Below are 19249 nucleotides of genomic sequence, written 5' to 3'. Positions count from 1 at the left end.
CCGCGCTCCCCAACGAGGCTCGAATCCCCAAGGAATTCACATGACTTTTGCGCCGATCGCCATCGTCGGGCAGGCCTGCGTCCTGCCGGGCGCCCTTTCACCGGACGAACTCTGGCGGCATATCGCCGCGGGCCGGGACCTGTTGGCCAGCGCCCCGCCGGAACGCTGGCGCGCCCGCAAGGACACGGTACTCTGCAAACCGGACGAAAACGCGCGCGACCGCACCTGGTCCGATCGCGGCGGCTACGTCTCGGGGTTCGAGCAACGGTTCGACCCCACCGGATTTGCGCTGTCGGCCGACTACATCGCCGAGCTGGACCCGCTGGTCCACTGGCTGCTGCACTGCGGTCGCGAGGCACTGGGCCAGACCGACCGCACCGACAAACGGGTCGCGGCGGTGTTTGGAAACCTCTCCTTCCCGACGACTTCGATGGTGGACTACGCGATCCACCACTGGATGTCGCGCCAACCGGGCGTCTGGCGCGATCCGGCGTTGTTGGGTGATTTGGGCATTCGCAAAATCCATCCCCACAACCGTTTCATGTCGGGACTCCCGGCCCACCTCTTGGCCCAGGCCCTCCAGCTCGAAGGCGGCGCCTACGCGCTCGACGCCGCCTGCGCCTCGGCACTGTACGCGATCAAACTGGCCTGCGATCAACTGCACGACGGCCGTGCCGACCTGGTCCTGGCCGGCGGCGTCAACCGCAGCGACGACCTGTTCATCCACATGGGCTTCTGCGCTTTGGGCGCCCTGTCGAAAACGGGACGCAGCCGCCCCTTCCACGCCGAGGCCGACGGCCTGATCCCGGCCGAGGGCTGCGCCCTGGTCGCCCTGAAACGCCTGGACGACGCGGTTCGCGACGGCGACACCATCGCGGGCGTGATTCGCGGTGTGGGACTTTCCAACGACGGCCGTGGCCGCGGCCTGCTGGCGCCGTCCGCATCCGGTCAGGCCCGAGCCATTCACGGCGCCTACCGGCAGAGCGGCATCGCACCCGAGCGAATCTCGCTTCTGGAATGTCACGCCACGGGCACGCGCGTGGGCGACGCCACCGAGCTGTCCAGCCTGGCCGAAGTCTTCGGAAGCGCGGCGCATCCCGACCGCCCGATTCCCATCGGCTCCCTGAAAAGCAACCTTGGCCACCTGATCACCGTCGCGGGGGCGGCCGGCCTGATCAAGGTACTGGGCGCCATGGCCCACCAAACCCTGCCACCGACCCTGCACGCCGGCGACGCGCCCAACCCCGCCCTGGCCGACACGCCGTTTCGCCTACAAACCCAGGCCGAACCCTGGCACGCGGAGACGCCCCGTCTCGCCGGCATCAGCGCGTTTGGATTCGGCGGCAACAACGCCCATTTGATCGTCGAGGAGTACGTGCCGGGCCGAGCGACCCAGGCGGCCGTGTCCCATGTGCCGACACCCGAGCTGGCCGTGGTGGCCTTGGGCGTCAGCGCCGGCGCCTGCACCGACACCGCGGCCTTCGCCGACGTCCTGTTCGGCGGCTCCAGCGCCCTCCAGCGCGAGGACGATGGTTCCTCCGCCGCGCCTTCACCCGACGTCGCACTGCCGCTGCCAGGCTTGAAGTTTCCACCGAAAGATTTTCAACAAACACTGACCCAGCAGAGCCTGATGTTGCGCCTCGCCCGTGAAGTACTGGATCCGCTCGACTTACCATTGGAGCGCAGCGCGATACTGGTCGGTATGGGTGCCGACAACGAAGTCACCCGCTACGGGCTTCGCTGGAGCCTGGCCGATTGGGCCGCAGCACTGCAGGCGGACGGTTCATGGGCCGACGCGGCCCGCGAAGAGGTGCTGCCCGCCCTGGAAGCGAGCGGTGTGTTGGGCACCATGCCCAACATTCCGGCGAACCGGCTCAGCAGTCAATTCGACCTCGGCGGACCGGGATTCACGGTTTCCGCCGAAGAACTCTCCGGCTTGCGCGCCTTGGAGATCGGCGCGCGTGCCCTGCGCACCGGGGAAGTGGACGCCGCCGTGATTGCCGCGGTGGATCTTTGCTGCGAGTCCGTGCATCGCGCGGCCCTGGCTGAAGTCGGCGACAAGCGACCCCCGGGCGATGCCGCCGTGATGCTGGTTCTCAAACGGCTCGACGATGCACGCACGGCGGGGGATCGCATTCTGGCAACCCTGCCCGCCCAGGCGGAGCACGGTGAATGGACCCTGGGTTCGCGCGATTTGGGCGCGGATATGGATGCCGCCGACGCGTTCGGCCACACCCACGCGGCCGCCGGGCTGCTGAACGTCGCGGGCGCAGTCCTTTCGACCGCCTTCGGCCTTCGCCCACGTGCGGGAGAACCGGCCGTTCGCTGGGACGGCGACACTCGCCGGGTCCGCGTCGCCCAGCAGGCCCTGGGTTCCGCAAGCGCCGCGTTGATCGTCGGTGCGGCCGGACCGCCGATGCCGCCAACCGAATTGACGGCCCCGCAACCCGTCCAAGGTCCCACCGTGACCCTGGCCGCCCATCCCTCACGAATCGAACTTCCCAAATTGGAGCAACAACCCATGTCGCAATCCACCGGCACCCAACAGATGCAGCCCGCCCCTTGGCTTCCGCCAGTCATTCAAGATTCCGAAAACACCGCTTCTCGGCAGGCTGCGCCTCCCGAGCCGCTTCGTGTCCCGGAATCTCCGGTTGCGCCAGCTCCAGCGACGGCCACCTTCATCAGCGCCGAGTCCGTTCGACCCGAACCGAACGTTCCCACCGCGACGCTCGGACAGTACCCGCAAGTGCCGGTAACCCAACCCACCGCCTTCCCGGAAGAGACCCAGCCCTCGCGCGATGTGGAAGGGGTCTATCGCAAGTGGCATTCGGATCTGACGCGCATCCATCAACAGTTCGTCGCCAGCCAAACCCAAGCCCACCGTCGCTTCCTGGAAATGCGGCGTACGAGCATGGACGCGCTTCTGCAGATGCAGTCCGGCATGCCGATCCCGGCTCCGGTAAACGAAGCCGTGGATCCGGCGCCTTCCTACCATCAGGTCGGCGAACCCGCCGAACAAGCGTCGAGCGCGCCTCCGCTGTCTTCGGTCGCGCCGACATCTCTTTCCCCATCGACACCTCCAGCGGCACCGCAGCCGATCCAGGTGGAACACACCTCTCCAAAGGCTGCGACGCGACCGGTTCCCACGGCACCAGCACCTTCACCCGCGGCAAACAGGATCGATGCGAACACCTCTACACCGATCACACCCGAAACGGCCGCACCCAAACCGGCCGCAGCCCCGTCTTCCAAGGCTCCGGAAGGCTTCGTTTTGGCGGATCCCAACCCCAAGTACGACAAGCACAAGCCCGAGCTGCTACCCGGCCCCTCTTTCAGCCGAGCGGATCTGGAAGTCCTCGCCGGCGGCAAGATTTCCTCGATCTTCGGTCCCGAATTCGAAGGTCAGGACGGCTACCACCGTCAGGTCCGCATGCCGGAACCGCCGTTGCTGCTCGCCGATCGCGTCACCGGCATCGACGCCGTCGCCAAATCCATGGGTAAAGGCACGATTTGGACGGAGACCGACGTCACGGCCGATCGCTGGTACCTGCACACGGGCCGCATGCCGGCGGGTGTTTTCATTGAATCGGGTCAGGCCGACCTGTTGTTGATTTCCTGGCTCGGCATCGATTTCCACAACAAGAGCGAGCGCATCTATCGCCTGTTGGGCTGCGACCTGACCTACCACGGCCCGCTGCCCGCGGTCGGCGAGACCCTGCGCTACGACATCCACCTCTACGGCCACGCCAAACACGGCGATACCCGGCTCATGTTCTTCAAATACGACTGCCACGACAGCGAAGGCAATCTCCGCATGAGCGTGCGCAATGGCCAAGCCGGATTCTTCAGCGACCAGGAACTGGATCAATCGGCCGGCATTCTCTGGACACCGGAGGAAGGCGAGCACGACGCCGAAGCCCGGCTGGACGTACCTGTTTGCACGCCGGACCGCAACGCCTTCACTGCCGATCAGATTCGCGCCTGGTCCGACGAGGGTAACCTGTTCGCCTGCATGGGCCCCGGCTTCGAGCTGGCCCAAACCCACAACCGCACGCCCGCCATTCAGGGCGGTCGCATGCTGTTCCTGGACCAGATCACCGAGCTTTCCTACGACGGCGGGCCCTGGCGTCGCGGCTACCTGCGCGCCCGTCAACAGATCAAACCCGATCTGTGGTTCTTCGACGGCCACTTCAAAAACGATCCCTGCATGCCGGGAACCCTGATGTTCGAAGGCTGCCTGCAGGCGATGGCCTTCTACATGGCCTCGCTGGGGTACACGCTGGACAAGGACGGCTGGCGCTTCGAGCCGGTCGAGGGCGAGACCATCGAAATGCGCTGTCGCGGGCAGGTCACCCCGGAAAGCCAGGAGTTGACCTACGAGCTCTTCGTGGAAGAGATTCACGACGGACCCTTCCCCACGATCTACGCCGATCTGTTGTGTACCTGCGACGGCCTGAAAGCGTTCCACGCCCGTCGTTGTGGCTTGCGACTGGTTCCCGATTGGCCGTTGACCACTCGGACGGACCTGGTCGAAAGCTACCGCGAACCGAAACCGGTCGCCGAGGTCGACGGGTTCAGCTTCGATTACCGCAGCCTGTTGGCCTGCGCCTGGGACAAGGCCTCGAACGCGTTCGGGCCCATGTACGCCCGCTTCGACAACGGCAAGGTACCGCGCCTGCCGGGACCGCCGTACCACTTCATGTCGCGGATCACCGAGGTGACCGGCAAGATGGGCGGCATGGAAAACGGCTCCTCGGTCACGGTCGAATACGACATCCCCGAATCGGAATGGTATTTCAGCGAAAACGGCTGGCCCACCATGCCTTTCGCGGTCCTGCTGGAAGCCGCCCTGCAGCCCTGCGGCTGGCTGGCCTCCTACATCGGCAGTGCCCTGACCAGCGATGACGACCTGTTCTTCCGTAACCTGGACGGCGACGGACATCTTCACGAAGAACTGCTGCCAGGCGGCGGTCCCTTGGTGACCCACAGCAAGCTGACCAATATTTCCAAAGCCGGTGACATGATCATCGTCTCTTTCGACGTCACTTGCACCCAGGACGAACGACCGATCTACGATTTGAAAACGGTGTTCGGGTTCTTCCCGAAAGAAGCCCTGGCCAATCAGGTCGGCCTGCCGGAGACCAAGACACGCGCCGAGGCGATTGCCGAGCCGAGCGAGTTTCAGGTGGATCTGACCGAACGGCCCGCGGTCTACTGCAGCGGCGCTCCGCGCCTGCCTCAACCGATGCTGTTGATGTTGGACCGCGTGACCGGCTATTGGCCGGAAGGTGGCTCCGCCGGCCTTGGCAAACTTCGCGGCGAAAAGGATGTGGATCCCGCCGAGTGGTTCTTCAAGGCCCATTTCTTCCAGGATCCGGTACAGCCCGGCTCCCTTGGCCTCGAAGCCCTGATCCAACTGCTGCAGTTCTACATGATCGAAAAAGGCATGGGTGCCGGCATCGAATGCGCGCGTTTCGAGCCGCTGGCACTCGGTCACGACATGGTGTGGCGTTATCGCGGCCAGGTCGTTCCCCGCAACCGCCTGATCACCAGCGACATCGAGATCACCGAAATCGGCCACGACGCGGATGGTCACCCCTACGCGATCTGTGACGGTTGGTTGTGGTGTGATGGACGCGCGATTTACGGCGTCCAAAAAATGGGAATGCGCATCGTACCGAGCGACAACCCGCCCGAAGCGAAGAAGGGCAAGGAAAGCGCGGCACGGGACACCGGTGAAACGATTGCGGAATTCCAGCTCGATCCGAAGGTGGATACCTGGCTGATGGACCATCGCCCGACCTGGACCCTTCCGGCCGTGCCGTTGATGTCCATGGCCGACTACCTGGCTCAGGCGGTGGCGGAGCGGGCCGGTCAACCAGTTGTCGCCATCGAGGGGCTCCAGGTCCATCGCTGGCTGACCATCGAAGGTTCGACCACGATTCGCGTTTCGGTCAAACCGGACGGAGAGAACCAATTCGCGGCAGAACTGCAAACCTGGCGCGAAGCGGCCAACCCGGCCCTTTCCCGTTTCGAAAAAGTGATGAGTGCAAGCCTGCAGGTGGGTACATACGAGGACGCGCCCGCGGTGAAGCCCTTGGTCCTGGCCGACGACGCCAGACCCGCCGATCCCTACGCTTCCGGCGTCCTGTTCCACGGGCCCGGCTTTCAAATCATGAGCGACCTGTTCCAGGACGACCGCGGCGCGGTGGCCACCTTGGACGCCTCGCGCGGCACCGTGCCCGTCGGCGTGCTGCATCCCCTGCTACTGGACGGAGTGACCCACATGATGCCGCACGACCAGCTCTACACCTGGTCCTCGGACATCGAAGACGATTGGATCGCATACCCCTATCGCATTCCGCAGGCCCGTTTCCACGGGCCGGCCCCGACCGGCGCAGTGCGCTGCGAGGTCCTGTTCGCGGGATTCGACGGCGAGAAACGGTTCCCGCAGTTCGAAGCGCGCTTTACCGCGGACGGAAAGGCCTGGTGCACCTTGACCCTGGTGGAGGTCCTGTTGCCGAAGGGCCCGATCGGCCATGCGGCGCCCTTGATGCGCCGTGCGTTTCTGCGCGACCGCGCCGGTGAAACGGGCGTATCCCTGAGCGAGGTGGGTGGCGAGGAAACGCGGCTCGATCCCGCCGTCGTGCGTGCCAGCGATTGGCTGCCAGGCACCGTGGCACGCATTTACGACCAAGCCGGATCGGTCGAAGAGCAGGCCGGTCACATCGTGGTGCAGGAGCACATCGCCGCCAAAACGGGAGTACACCCGTCCCGCGTGCGTCTGGACGAAAGCCGTTCCCTGGCCTGGCTGGCGGAACGGCCGTTGAACCGGTGGCGTTACGAACGCGCCGACGAGGGTGGCACCCTGGTGGTTCGCGACGCGGGCCCGGCCTTTCAGGACACCATCCCGATTCGCGATTTCTGGCGCAACTACTCGGGGCTATCGGCCTGGGCGGTCGAGGACCTCTACTTCTCCCTGGTTCGCTCCTTCCTGGGCGACCTGGTCGTCGAAGATCCCCAGCAGTTCTCTCAAGTCATTGGTAAACCGGCTATTTACCTGGCGAATCACCAGGTCGGGGTCGAATCGGTCGTGTTCACTCTCGTCATTTCCGGCCTGACCCGTCTGGCGACCGGAACCCTGTCCAAGGCCCAGCACCTCGACACCTGGATCGGCCGCCTGCGCCAGTTCCACATGAGTTACCCGGGCGGAGAGGATCCCGGAACCATGGTCTTCTTCGAGCGCGAAGATCCGGCCGCCTTGCCGGAGATCCTGCAGCGCTGGCTCGAGGAGATGAAGCACACGCCCAAGAACATGATGGCCCACGTCGAGGGCACCCGCAGCTTGAGTTGCCGGCAACCGGTGAGTCGCGTCAGTGCGGCCTTCACCGATTTGGCCGTCAACCACGGCCTGCCGATCGTGCCCGTGTGGTTCGCCGGCGGTTTGCCGGTGGAGCCGTCGGCCGAGCGTTTGGAGCTCCCGTTGGACTACGCCGTGCAGGACATCTACCTCGGCCGGCCGATCATGCCGGAAACCCTGAAACCGCTGTCACTCAAGGAACGGCGCGACTTCGTGGTCGAGGCCCTGAACGCGACCGGCCCATCGTCGGACAGCGAACAACCCAACCCGCCGCGCCCGGAGTTCGCCAAACGCGTCGCGGCCTTGCGCGACCGCACGGGATTGGCCGAACCGGTTGCGGCCCAGTGGGTGGCCTTGAACGATCTGAGGGAGCCCTGCGCCGAGACAACCGCGTTGATCGAAGCGGTCAATAACGGCTCCGCGGATTTCGGCAAAAGCCCCAACGCCGCCTGGCTGACGGAGCTGTACCGGTACTTCTCCGGCAAGTGAGCAGGCGTTTCGAGAGAAGCGAAAGCCCGAAATAAAATCCATTTTTAGTTGTGCACAATAGCTAAAGCGACAAGTTCAACGATTTCCGAATACCCGTGATGGGCTCGGTGCGCCCAGTGTAGGGCCTTCGGGCCCGCGCTTGAAAAGCTTCATCAACGCACGGGCCCAACATGCTTCTGCGGCAGAACTCATCAAAAAGCTGGCTTTTTGACTCTGTTCTACTATATATATTGAAGCTGGTATCTCAACGGGTACCGAAACGACCAATGGAGGCATCTGCCATGAGCAAGAAGAAGAACGCCTCGGGGAAGACCTCGAGGGCCAAGGAGCTGCGAAGCCTGATGGGAAGGCGCGACTGGGACGGAGTGAATCCGGTGACACGCGTGATTCCCAACAAGAAGAAGGAGGTTTCGACGCGCAAAGCAAAGCACAAGGGTCGAGGGTTCGACCCTTTTTTTGTGTCCGCAGCTCGAGGGTTTGGAGATGATCGAGGGTGCCGTCGATCATCTCCAAACCCTCGAGGCCAAATTCGAGCGATCCACTATTGGACCAGTCGTTTGGCTTCCTCGTAGTCCTTGGCGAACTGGGCCTGCTCCGAACTCATGACGGCAAACACGGACTCGAACAACAAGACCGCCTGTGCCGCGTACTGCCGACGAAGCGCCTCGTCCTTGGCCATGTGCGCCCGCAACAGTAGCAACTGGGCCTTGATCCCTTTTGCCCTGGCCGCCCGTGGATTCAGTTCCAGGGCCTGATCCACCTGCACCAGCCCCTTGTCCAATTGGGACCGGGCCAGGCCCACATCGCCGCGCTCGAACAGCCATTCGGCGTGGATCTGGTTCAGCTCGGCGATCGACACGTGAATGCCGAACCACCCTTCGCTGAGGCCCAAGGCACGCTCGTAGGCCTTGATCGCTCGCTCGAAGGCGTTTTTGGGGCTCACCTCGCGGTCGATCGCGTAGCGTGCGGCCACCAGCCAGGCGTTGCCGTCCTCCGTATGCAGATCGGGATCGTCCTCGTTGATCTGCAAGGCATCCGTGACGTAGGTACGCACGGTCTCCAACACGCTGGTCGGATCCAGACCCTGCTGACGCATGTACTCGGCCTTGGCGTTGGCGGTGGCGGCGAGGTTGGTGTAGGCGTATTCCATTTTGTTGATTTCGATGGCCTTGGCGAAGAAGGCGATCGCCTTGTCGAATTCCTCCAGCGGCTGGAGCCCTTTGGATTTGGCGTATTCGGCCTGGGTCCAGTGGACCAGGCCCAGGCTGTTGTAGGCCGACACGAAGCGCTCGTCGTAGCTGAGCAACATGTGGAAATGGTAACTGGCCTGAGCCAGGTCCTCGCTGGGATCCTTGCCGATGCGCGACAGGTACTCGGCCCGGTTCCAGTAGATCAATCCGATGGCGTTGTGGGAAGGAATGTCGTTGGGCTTCAATTCCAGGAGCCGCGTTCGGGCGGCCAGCGCCTGTTCGAACGATTCGGTGGGATTCAGGCCGCGCTCCACCTCGTAACTGGCCTGCAGAAAGAAGAGAAGGCTGACGGCTTCGAACAGGGGTGGATGCGCCATTTGCACTTCGAGCACGGGCACCAACTGGTGTTTGATCGATTGCACCGCCGGCAGCGGGTTCCGGCCCATGTAGTACCACTGGTAAAGGCCCCAGTAATAGGCCATTTCCCCTTGCTTGGCCCAAAGTCCGGCGTGTTCGGGCCGCACCGCGCGGGCTTGGAGCGCCACCTCGTTGAACTGTTTGTAGATCGCCTCCGAGTCGCCGCCACCACGGCTCTCGAGCTGGAAAAGGTTGCGTAGCCGGTCCATTTCCATGAGGTAGACGCTGAGGTCGCTCTCGGCGATCGCCATGACCTCGCGAATCGCCTTGCCGGCCAGCTCGGTACTCTGGCGCGCGTGGACGTAGTTGCCCTTGGTCTGGTTGAGCTCGGCCAGTGCGGTAAATATTTTCGCTTCCAGAAGTTTGGCTTCGTAGAACCAGGGTGCTTCGGCATGCGCCTTCTTGGTTTTCTGCAGCGCATCCTCGTAGCGCTCCTCGAAGTAGGCCATCAATCCCTCGAGGTAATCCGGGCCGCCCAGCCAACTCCCGCTGGAACGCTTGAAGGCGTCCAGCGCCGGGTCGCGCAGATGGGTTTGAATGTCGCGTCGGTAGGCTTCGCGCAAGGCGCGATCCTCCATCAGGGGAATGTTGCGCAAAGCCTGGTCGTAGAGCGCGCCCAAGGCCTCTCCCAGGGCGCGATACACCTCGGGCGGATCGAATTCGAAGCTGATGGCCTTTTCCAGGTGTTCGCGCGCGAGGTCGTAATCTTCCAGCAGCAGGTAGCCGCGCCCGATAGCGTAGTGACCGGGACCGGCACCCCAGGAGCCGACCGCATCCATGTCGTTGCGAATGGTTCCGATCATTTCGCGCACCCGTTCTTCCTGGGGCCGCATATCGTGGCGCGGCAGCATGTGCGCCACGCGCAGAAACCACTCCATGCCCTCCACTTGGGCGACGAAGCGCTGCATCAGGCGGGCCCGTTCCTTGTTCTTGAAGTGGGCGCGCAGACTGAGCCCACCCATCAAGAGGAACAGAAAAATCGCCACGCTGGCCACACCGACCACCGTGTGGTGCTTGATCAGTTTTTTCTTGAGGTAATAGGACAGCGACGGCGGCCGAGCCATGATCGGATCACCCACCAGAAAGCGCTGCAGATCTCCAGCGAAACCGAGTGCGGAATCGTAGCGCCGGTCGGGATCCTTCTCCAGACACTTGAGCACGATGGTTTCCAGATCGGCGGGAATGTCGGCGTTGCGGCGTCGCGGCGGCACCGGCGAATCGTTGATGACCATGGAAATGACGTCGTTCTTGCCCTCGGCCTTGAAGGGCGGCGCCCCGCACAGCAAATGGTAGAGGGTGGCCCCGAGACTGTAGACGTCGCTCTGGCGGCTGAACTGGCTGCCTTCGCCTTGGGCCTGCTCGGGCGACATGTAGGCCGGTGATCCGGCGATTTTCTTGACGTTGGAAGCGCCGTAGGGATTGAGATCCCGAGCCAGGCCGAAATCCAGCACGTAGGGCTTGAGTTGGCCGCGCGTATCCACCTCGACCATGATGTTGGAGGGCTTCAAATCGCGGTGAACCATCCCGTGGCGATGGGCCGCATGGACCGCTTCGGCGACCTGCTGAAGCACGCGTACCTTCTGCACCATGTTCATCGTATGGGCGGCATCGATGAGGGTGCGGCCGTTGATGAACTGCATGGAAATGCAGGTCATGTCATCCAGTTGACTGACGTCGAACACCTTACAAATATGTTGATGTTCGACCCTGGCCTGGGCCTGGGCCTCCTCCAGAACCTGGAGATGCCAGTCGTCCTTACCCAGCTTGTCCAACACCTTCAACGCCACATGGCGACGCAGTTTCTCGTCGTAGGCCTTGTACACGGACCCCAATCCGCCGCGTCCCACCAGTTGATGAATGCGGTAACGCCCCAGTTTACGACCCACCAACAGGTCGTCCTGCCCCATCCGATCGCGTGCCCCGCGCTTGGGGGGAAACAGCGATTCTTCCGAATGTCCGCTGGATTCGCTGTGCGACCGCGTAGAAAAATGTTCGGTCATGCGCTACCTCATGGTCGGAGCGGGGGAAGTGAAAACGAAGGCGTCGGGTTCATTTTACCTTTGGAAGGGATTGGCAAATCAAGAATTGGCGGCAAAGTCCCTCACTTTGACATACGAGATGGACCCCGACCACTCCCGACAAGAACCTCGGTGGGCCGCGCCACCGCGACCAAAGAGACATCGCTCGACTCGACACGGGAGAAACGGCGAAAACCGACCCGGCCATCCCATGAAACGCCGAATCGAACGAAAACCATGTCCGGATTGGACACCGGATTGATCGAATCGCGGACTGGGAGAGAAGCCTCCCCGATCCCGGTGATTCATGTCACCCATGCCCACCGATGAAAAAAAGCGTTAAACGCCCCTGAATGACGATTGGTCGACCTTAATAGAACGACACAATGACGGAGGTTGGACATGAAAAAAACGTTCATTTTAACAGCACTCTTTCTCACCGCGAGCATTGGCGCCAGCGCCGGAACCGTCGTGATCCGCACCCGACCCGTCGTGGTCGCCCCCAAGGTCCACGTGGTTCACACCGTGAAACCCGTGCGCCGCGGTACGATCGACATCAACACCAATCGCAAGAAGGCCAAGGTCTACGTCAATGGGAAGCTGGTGGGCAACGCCGGCCAATACGACGGCTGGCCCGGCAAATTACATCTGGCACCCGGAAAATATACGATCACCCTCAAATCCAACGGCAGCGTCTACAGAGAACGCGTCCGCGTGGTCTCGGGCCACGAGGTCAACCTGAACGTGACCTTTTAGTGAGCTCCGTCTAGTGTGCTCCGTTATCCAACGGATCACGGCCCACGAGAAACAGGGGGCCGAGCCCCTTCCAAAGCCACCGCGTACGGTCACCCCCCGGTTATCCGTACCTCGGCCACGTGAACTTCGGTCAGCCGAACCTCGGTCAGCCGAACCTCGGAAAGCCGAACCTCGGTCAGCCGAACCTCGGTGATCCGCATTTCGACCACCTCGATCCGATGACCCACATGTCCTACACCGATAAAAAAAGCGGCTCCCTAGGAGAGCCGCTTTTTCGTGTTTGTCCGGAAGGCCGCGCCGAAGCGCGCCCCTCGTGCATCAGAACCGGTAGTTCGCGGTGAAGTGCACGCGACGACCCAGGATCGAGCCACCGAAGATTTCGTAGTGCTCATCGTCGAGGATGTTGTTGCCGTTCAGCTCGAAGCGCAGGGAATCGAGCACGTTGTAAGACAACACCAGATCCACGACTTCGTAGCTGGGAACATCGCCCCGGTACACACCGGCGGACCACAGGAAGTCGTCCACCCAGCGGTAGGTGAGGGTGCCGTTCCACTTGTCGTCCTTGTACCCGATGCCCACGTTGAACTTGGTTTCCGGAGCGTTGGGAACCAGGCTGTCGCCCAGCAACTGGTCGACGATGTCGAAGTCGAACCAGCTATAGTTACCCAGAATCGTCCAGTTGTCGTTCACGTAGTACTGACCACCGATGTCGAAACCTTGCGTGTCAACCTCACCGGCGTTGGTGTAGGAGACGATCACGACGGGGTGACCTTCGGCGATGCTGTCGCCCAAAGAGGGAACCAGACCGGCGGTGTAGTTACTCAGGCCCACGCCGATGTTCTCGGCCAGGGTGTTTTCGAACACGCCGACGACCAGGGCGCTCGCAGCACCCAGTGCGGAAAGGTCTTCAGCCATGGAGAACTCACCGATGGCCGGGTTGGCACCGGGCAACAGGTCGGTGACGAAGTTTTCCAGCTTGGAGTCGAACAGGTCGATCGTCAAGAACAGTTTCTCGTTGATCAAACCCTTGTAACCGAGCTCGAAAGACTTGATTTCCTCCGGTTCGAGGTTCTCGTTACCGATACCCAGAACGGGAACGGTGTTCCAGTTCACCAAACCGAGATCACGCAGATTGGGCAGACCTTGTGCGGTCAAACCCGCCTGAATCTGATCCTGGATCCCGCCGAAGGGCACCAGGTTGGAAGAGGGCGAACGCAGGAAGAATTCCGAGAACGTCGGAGCCTGGAAGGCCTCGTTGTAGGTCAAACGAACGGTGTGGTTGGGATTGACCTTCCAAACCAGTGCGCCTTTCGGCGAAAACTGGCTGTCGTGCAGGCTGGATTCGTCGTAGCGGCCGGCCACGATGAAGTCCAGGTTGTCCATCACGCTCCAGGTCAACTGGGTGTAGAGGGCCTGCTGGTCCGCGTCGCGCTTGTCGTCCATCAGCGACTGAACGCCGGTGTTCGGGTTCAGGGTATCCACTTCCTGTTCGCTGTAGGCGCCACCGGCGATCAGGTTCAGACGCTCGTCGAAAAAGTCGTAGTTGGCCTGAACTTCCAATTGCTGGTTGTAGGAGTCTTCGAAGAACTGGTTACCGGAAACCGAGTTGGGATCCAGCGAGAGGGCGGTCATGCCCTCGGTCGTGTCCCGCTCGTTGCGCCAGAACTTGACGGTCCAGTGGTTGGTGGTGAAGCCGGCCCGGAAGAAGGGACGTTCGACCTTCTCGATCTGGAAGCGACCGACACCGGTCAAGGCCGTCTGGTCTTCGGCGGTGGTGGTGCCGAGCTCGAAGGAGAGCACCCAACCCTGAAGGAATTCCTTGTCCAAACGCGCGCCGATGAAGTTTCTGGTCACGGTTTCGTCGACCGTCGTCTGTTCCAGGTTACCTTCCAAACCGGGATATTCCAGGGCATCGGGATCGGTACGGGATTGAGACCAGGTATCGGCCTCGACCCAACTACCGTTGATGCGGTAGGACCAACCGAAGCCGAACTCTCCCGCGTAACGGGCTTCGAGACGGCTGGTGTTCTGCTCACCCACCGTACCGGAAACCCAGGCGCCGAGATGGTCGACCGGGCGACGGGTGGTGACGTTCAAAACCCCGTTGAAAGCGTTGGCCCCGTAAAGTGCAGAGCCAGGACCGCGCACAAATTCGATGTTCTGGACTTCGCCCATGTTCATCGCCAGGGCGGACCATTCGACCGTACCCAACAGCGTGGATGACACGTCGCGTCCGTCGATCAGGGTCAGGATGCGGCGGTTCAACGAACTGTTGAAGCCCCGTGCGTTCAGGTTGAAGTCGTAAAGACCGTTCTGAACGATTTCGACACCCGGTTTGTTTTGTAGCAACCGAGGAAGCTGGTCGTGGCCTGCCTGAATCTCGACTTCCTGTGCGGAAAGGAAACTCACGGCCGCCGGGGCTTCAACGATACGCTCGGCGCGTCGAGAAGCCGATGCAACGCGCAGTACGTTGACCAGGCTGGAGGTGGGTTGCAGGGTCACTTCGACGACCACGATCTGGCCGTCGGGAACTTTAACATTGTCCCGGACGTAGGTTTCGAGACCTTCGCCCGAAAAAGTCAATACATAATCGTCGGCATCCAAATCCCGAAAACGGAAAGAACCGTTGTCGTCGGAAACCGTCGTACGCTCGACGGAGCCGGAAGCATTACGCGCCGTGATGGAAACGTCAGGTTGACGCCCCGCCTCCGTAAGCACTTTACCAATGATTTGTCCCTGGGCCAGCAGCGACAGACCCGTCAGGAACAGGGTGTTAAGCACCCCAAACTTTACCCATCTACGCACGGGGAAGCCTCCCGTCATACGAATTTCCAAAATGTGTGCGGTGATTTAGAAATTGGGTTGGTCACCCAAAATAATTCCCGATATTCAAGAGGCGAAACCCGTCTCGCGAGCGATAACGGGGCTGTGAGGAGAATCCGTGTCAATCGCCGTCATACTCCCGCCTCACGAAAAAACACTTCGAGAAGTCTACAGTCTACGTAAATCCATCAACTACCTCAACAAAAATTCGCGGTAATTGCGGGTTCCCGAGCCAAGATCGGGTATTTTCTGACCAAAAAGAGTCGCGGTTTCGCCGCGGCGCGACGGAAGCGAGAGGCAGAAGAGAGATCGGCAGCGAGGAGCCGCCATGTTATGATAGGCGACATGAAACCAAGCGTATCGAAGGGACGCGAGTCTCGTGGCCGGCCAGGGCGGACGGCATTAAAAATGGTTAGCGTAACTTTCACATTCATGAGGTGGTTCCCGTGAACATTCTCTTCTGCCTGTTCACCTTTTGTTTCGCTTCTCAAGAACAGCTTTCGGCCTTTCAGCAGGACGAAATCTCTTGGCAGAAGCAGCGCGAAGCGCAAATGACCTCCGATGAAAGCTGGCTCAGCCTCGTCGGGCTCTATTGGTTGAAGGAGGGAGCCAACACCTTCGGCACCGACTCCGCCAACGATTTCGTGCTTCCCATCCACTCCACCGTGCTCAAGGCCGGTACCTTCACCCTCAAAGACGGCAAGGTCACCTATCGCATGGAGCGAGGTCAGCGGGCCGAGGTGGACGGCAAGCTTCGCAACAATGGTCGGCTCGCGATGGGTGAAGTCTTGGCCCACAACCATTTGCGCATCTTCCTGATCGAGCGGGGCGACCGCCTGGCGCTTCGCATTCGCGACATGCGGGCCAAGGGCCTGGTGCAGTTCAAATCGCTCGAGTTTTACGCACCCAAGGACAAGTATCGCGTGGAAGCGGTGTACGAACCCTTCGAAACTCCGCAAAAGCTCATCGTGGGTACGGTCATCGACACCGAAATCGAGCTGTGGGTGCCGGGCGTCCTGAAATTCGAAATCGACGGCCTGCCGCTGGAAATTCTGCCAACGCTGGAATCGAAGCAGGATAACCAATTCTTCATCATGTTCAAGGACCAGACGGCCGGCGCCACCACCTACAGCGGTGGGCGCTTCCTGTACACGCCGTTGCCCACCGACGGGAAGTTGGTCATCAACTTCAATCGAGCCATCAATCCGCCCTGTGCCTACACGGCCTATGCCACTTGCCCGCTACCTCCGGCGGAGAACTGGCTCGGGGTTCCCATCGAAGCCGGTGAGCGCACCTACCGACCCAGCAGTCACGATTAGGCGGGGGCTCCCCGCGCCGCCGATCGAACCCGTTCGGTTTTGGTCCTGGACAATATTTTGGGTTCCCCGGTTCACGAGAAAAGCGAAAACGGGTAAGCTGGAGAGGCTACCAACCACTTCCCAACCATCGTTTTTCGGCCGCCGTCGCGTGCCCTGGGCAGGTCCTCCCCGATACCGCGTCGCGATCGGTACCGAGATGGTGCTCTTTCATCGTTTGGGCCATGCCCTGCCACACGCCGCTCGAGGCCGCGCCACCGCGCCGGAGGCGGTTGCCGGGGCCGTCCTGCCTCGGCGTCCGAGCCGGTGCTCCCGAACGGTTGCGGGAATGGGGGTTGGTCGTGCCGCACCACCCCGCAACGAACCGTGAATCGTCGGCGATCCGCTCCGGAGTCGGCGCGATTTGCGGTTGCTCCGTGGTCTCCATTCAGGGCTCGAGGCTCCCCCCTCACAGGAGCCATCCCTGATATGCATGCCCATCACGACATTCCATCGATCACGTTAAGGAGTTTCCGCTTATGACTGCTCACGAAGAAAAAACCGTCTATCCCGCCAAGGCAGAACCCGGCCAAAGTGGGGGCATGGCCGAGTACCAGGCCGAATACGAGGCGTCGCAAGCCGATCCCGCCGCGTTTTGGGACAAGATCGCCCAACGGCTGGATTGGTTCCATCCGTACAACAGCGTCTGCCAGGGAGATTTCCACTCGGTCGCCGTCAACTGGTTCGCCAACGGCAAACTCAATGTCGCACACAACTGCATCGATCGACACTTGAAGGATCGCGCCGACCAGACCGCCATCATCTGGGAGGCCGACGACCCCGCCGACAACCGCCACATCAGTTATGCCGAACTCCACCGCGAGGTATGCCGTCTCGCCAACACCCTCACGGCCAGCGGGGTGCGCCGGGGCGATCGCGTCTGCATCTACCTGCCCATGATTCCCGAGCTGGCCTTCACGATGCTCGCCTGCGCGCGAATCGGCGCCATCCATTCCATCGTCTTCGCGGGTTTTTCGGCCGACTCCCTGCGCGATCGGATCCTCGACTGTCAGGCCAAGGTGGTCGTGACCGCCAACGAAGGCCTGCGCGGCGGTCGCGTCATCGCGTTGAAACAGATCACCGACAAAGCGGTCGAGGGCATCGCCTCGGTGGAAAAAGTGATGGTCGTGCGCCGCACCGAAGTGGAAGTGGAGATGAAACCGGGCCGCGACGTCTGGCTCCACGAAGAGCTGGCCAAGGAACGCGCCTATTGTCCCGCCACCTGGATGGATGCCGAGGATCCCCTGTTCATCCTCTACACCTCGGGCTCCACCGGCAAACCGAAGGGCGTCCTGCACACCACGGGCGGCTACCTGACCTATACTTCGTTCACCCACGAGCGGGTGTTCGGATACCGCGAGGGCGATATCTACTTCTGCGCGGCCGACATCGGTTGGGTCACGGGACACAGTTACATTATCTATGGTCCGCTGGCAAACGGAGCCACCACGATCATGTTCGAATCCACGCCGCTGTATCCCGATCCAGGCCGCTACTGGGAGGTCATCGAACGCCACAAGGTCTCCATCTTCTACACCGCCCCGACGGCGATTCGGGCCTTGGCCGCAGAGGGCTCGAGCTGGGTCGAGAAAAGCGACCGTTCGAGCTTGCGGGTGCTGGGAACGGTCGGCGAGCCGATCAACCCGGAAGCATGGGAGTGGTACTACCGCGAGGTGGGCAAAGAGCGCTGCACCATCGTCGATACCTGGTGGCAAACCGAGACGGGCGGCATCATGATCACTCCACAGCCAGGGGTCAACGACTTGAAACCGGGATCGGCCACGCTTCCCTTCTACGGCATTCAACCCGTGATCGTGAACGAGAAGGGCGAGGTTCAGGAAGGCAACGGTGTCAGCGGGCACCTCTGCATCGGCCGCCCCTGGCCCTCCATGGCGCGCACCATCTGGGGCGACCACGAACGCTATCTGCAAACCTACTTCTCCACGTACAAGGGCTACTATTTCACCGGCGACGGGTGCCGGCGCGACGACGACGGATACTACTGGATCACCGGCCGCGTGGACGACGTGTTGAACGTCTCCGGCCACCGTCTGGGCACGGCGGAAATCGAGGCCTCCATCAACGGCTCCGAATTGATCTCGGAGTCGGCGGTCGTGGGCTATCCACACAAAATCAAGGGAACGGGCATCTTCGCCTACGTGGTCTTGAACCGGGACGCGGAAAGCACGGACCCCGACGTGGTGGAGTTCAGCGTGCGCGAACAGGTGAGTCGCGATATCGGTAAAATCGCGCGACCGGATGTGGTGCTGCTCGTCAAAGGCCTGCCCAAAACCCGCAGTGGAAAAATCATGCGCCGCATTTTGCGTAAGATCGCGGAGCACGAATACAAGAAACTGGGGAATACCAGCACCTTGGCCGATCCGAGCGTGGTGGAAGGCCTGATCGAGGCCCACCAGGCGTTTGTGGAAGCCAATCCCGGCTGATCCCGTCGAGCCGAGCCGGGTCGCTTCGAGGACCCGGCTCCTTCAGAACCGCCCTGACCAGCCCGGCACCGAAGCACCGCTCATGGTTCGTGCCCAACCCAAAACGAAATGGTTGCAAGCCCCAGGTTGGCCTGGCTGGATGGGCAGGCTACCGGGCCTCGACCGGCATGCCTCCGCAAGGTTCTTGTCATCAGCCGATTAGCTGGATCTGACACCTGAAGGCCGATGCCGAACAGTAGTGGAAGCCCGGCCGATCCAGGGGAACCGTTTCAAAAAACGCCGTGTCTGGATGAGCCCACGTTAAAGGGAGATTATCAATCAATCGATAAGGTAAAAACAGAATACGCGGCAGACGATGGCTTCCTTCTCGACGAGGGTAATTCCTTGTAGGAGCTGA

The 19249-nt window shown here is 61.8% G+C and carries 6 protein-coding genes; 4 read left to right on the top strand and 2 right to left on the bottom strand.

Annotated features, from left to right (window positions below; genetic code table 11):
* The first annotated feature begins 40 nt into the window (after window positions 1–40).
* Complete coding sequence (locus tag J3U87_RS15600) at window positions 41–7849, top strand: beta-ketoacyl synthase N-terminal-like domain-containing protein (RefSeq protein ID WP_237383980.1); 7809 nt, start codon at window positions 41–43, stop codon at window positions 7847–7849.
* A 541-nt stretch (window positions 7850–8390) separates the two neighbouring features.
* Here the strand turns inward: J3U87_RS15600 and J3U87_RS15595 are convergent.
* Window positions 8391–11456, bottom strand: coding sequence for a serine/threonine-protein kinase (locus tag J3U87_RS15595; protein ID WP_237383979.1), 3066 nt, complete (start codon window positions 11454–11456; stop codon window positions 8391–8393).
* Window positions 11457–11876: 420 nt separating this feature from the next.
* Between J3U87_RS15595 and J3U87_RS15590 the strand changes: the two genes are divergently transcribed.
* On the top strand, window positions 11877–12230 hold the full coding sequence (locus J3U87_RS15590) for a PEGA domain-containing protein (RefSeq protein ID WP_237383978.1): 354 nt from the start codon (window positions 11877–11879) through the stop codon (window positions 12228–12230).
* A gap of 318 nt (window positions 12231–12548) precedes the next feature.
* Here J3U87_RS15590 and J3U87_RS15585 read toward each other — a convergent pair whose 3' ends face one another.
* Entirely contained in the window at window positions 12549–15035 is a 2487-nt protein-coding gene (locus J3U87_RS15585) for a TonB-dependent receptor (protein WP_237383977.1), read from the bottom strand.
* Window positions 15036–15499: 464 nt separating this feature from the next.
* Between J3U87_RS15585 and J3U87_RS15580 the strand changes: the two genes are divergently transcribed.
* Window positions 15500–16372 (top strand): DUF1684 domain-containing protein, encoded by an 873-nt coding sequence (locus J3U87_RS15580; RefSeq protein WP_237383976.1) that lies wholly within the window; start codon window positions 15500–15502, stop codon window positions 16370–16372.
* A 515-nt stretch (window positions 16373–16887) separates the two neighbouring features.
* Window positions 16888–18852 (top strand): acetate--CoA ligase, encoded by a 1965-nt coding sequence (gene acs, locus J3U87_RS15575; protein WP_237383975.1) that lies wholly within the window; start codon window positions 16888–16890, stop codon window positions 18850–18852.
* Window positions 18853–19249 lie beyond the last annotated feature (397 nt).

Source organism: Sulfidibacter corallicola, assembly GCF_017498545.1.
Classification (GTDB): domain Bacteria; phylum Acidobacteriota; class Holophagae; order Acanthopleuribacterales; family Acanthopleuribacteraceae; genus Sulfidibacter; species Sulfidibacter corallicola.
The sequence above is the reverse complement of the archived record's forward strand: the minus strand, read 5'-3'. Positions and strand labels throughout refer to the sequence as shown.

Bases quoted from the DNA above. Each gene is read 5' to 3' on its own strand.
- J3U87_RS15600 (WP_237383980.1), top strand. From the start codon at position 41: ATGACTTTTGCGCCGATCGCCATCGTCGGGCAGGCCTGCGTCCTGCCG.
- J3U87_RS15595 (WP_237383979.1), bottom strand. From the start codon at position 11,456: ATGACCGAACATTTTTCTACGCGGTCGCACAGCGAATCCAGCGGACAT.
- J3U87_RS15590 (WP_237383978.1), top strand. From the start codon at position 11,877: ATGAAAAAAACGTTCATTTTAACAGCACTCTTTCTCACCGCGAGCATT.
- acs (WP_237383975.1), top strand. From the start codon at position 16,888: ATGACTGCTCACGAAGAAAAAACCGTCTATCCCGCCAAGGCAGAACCC.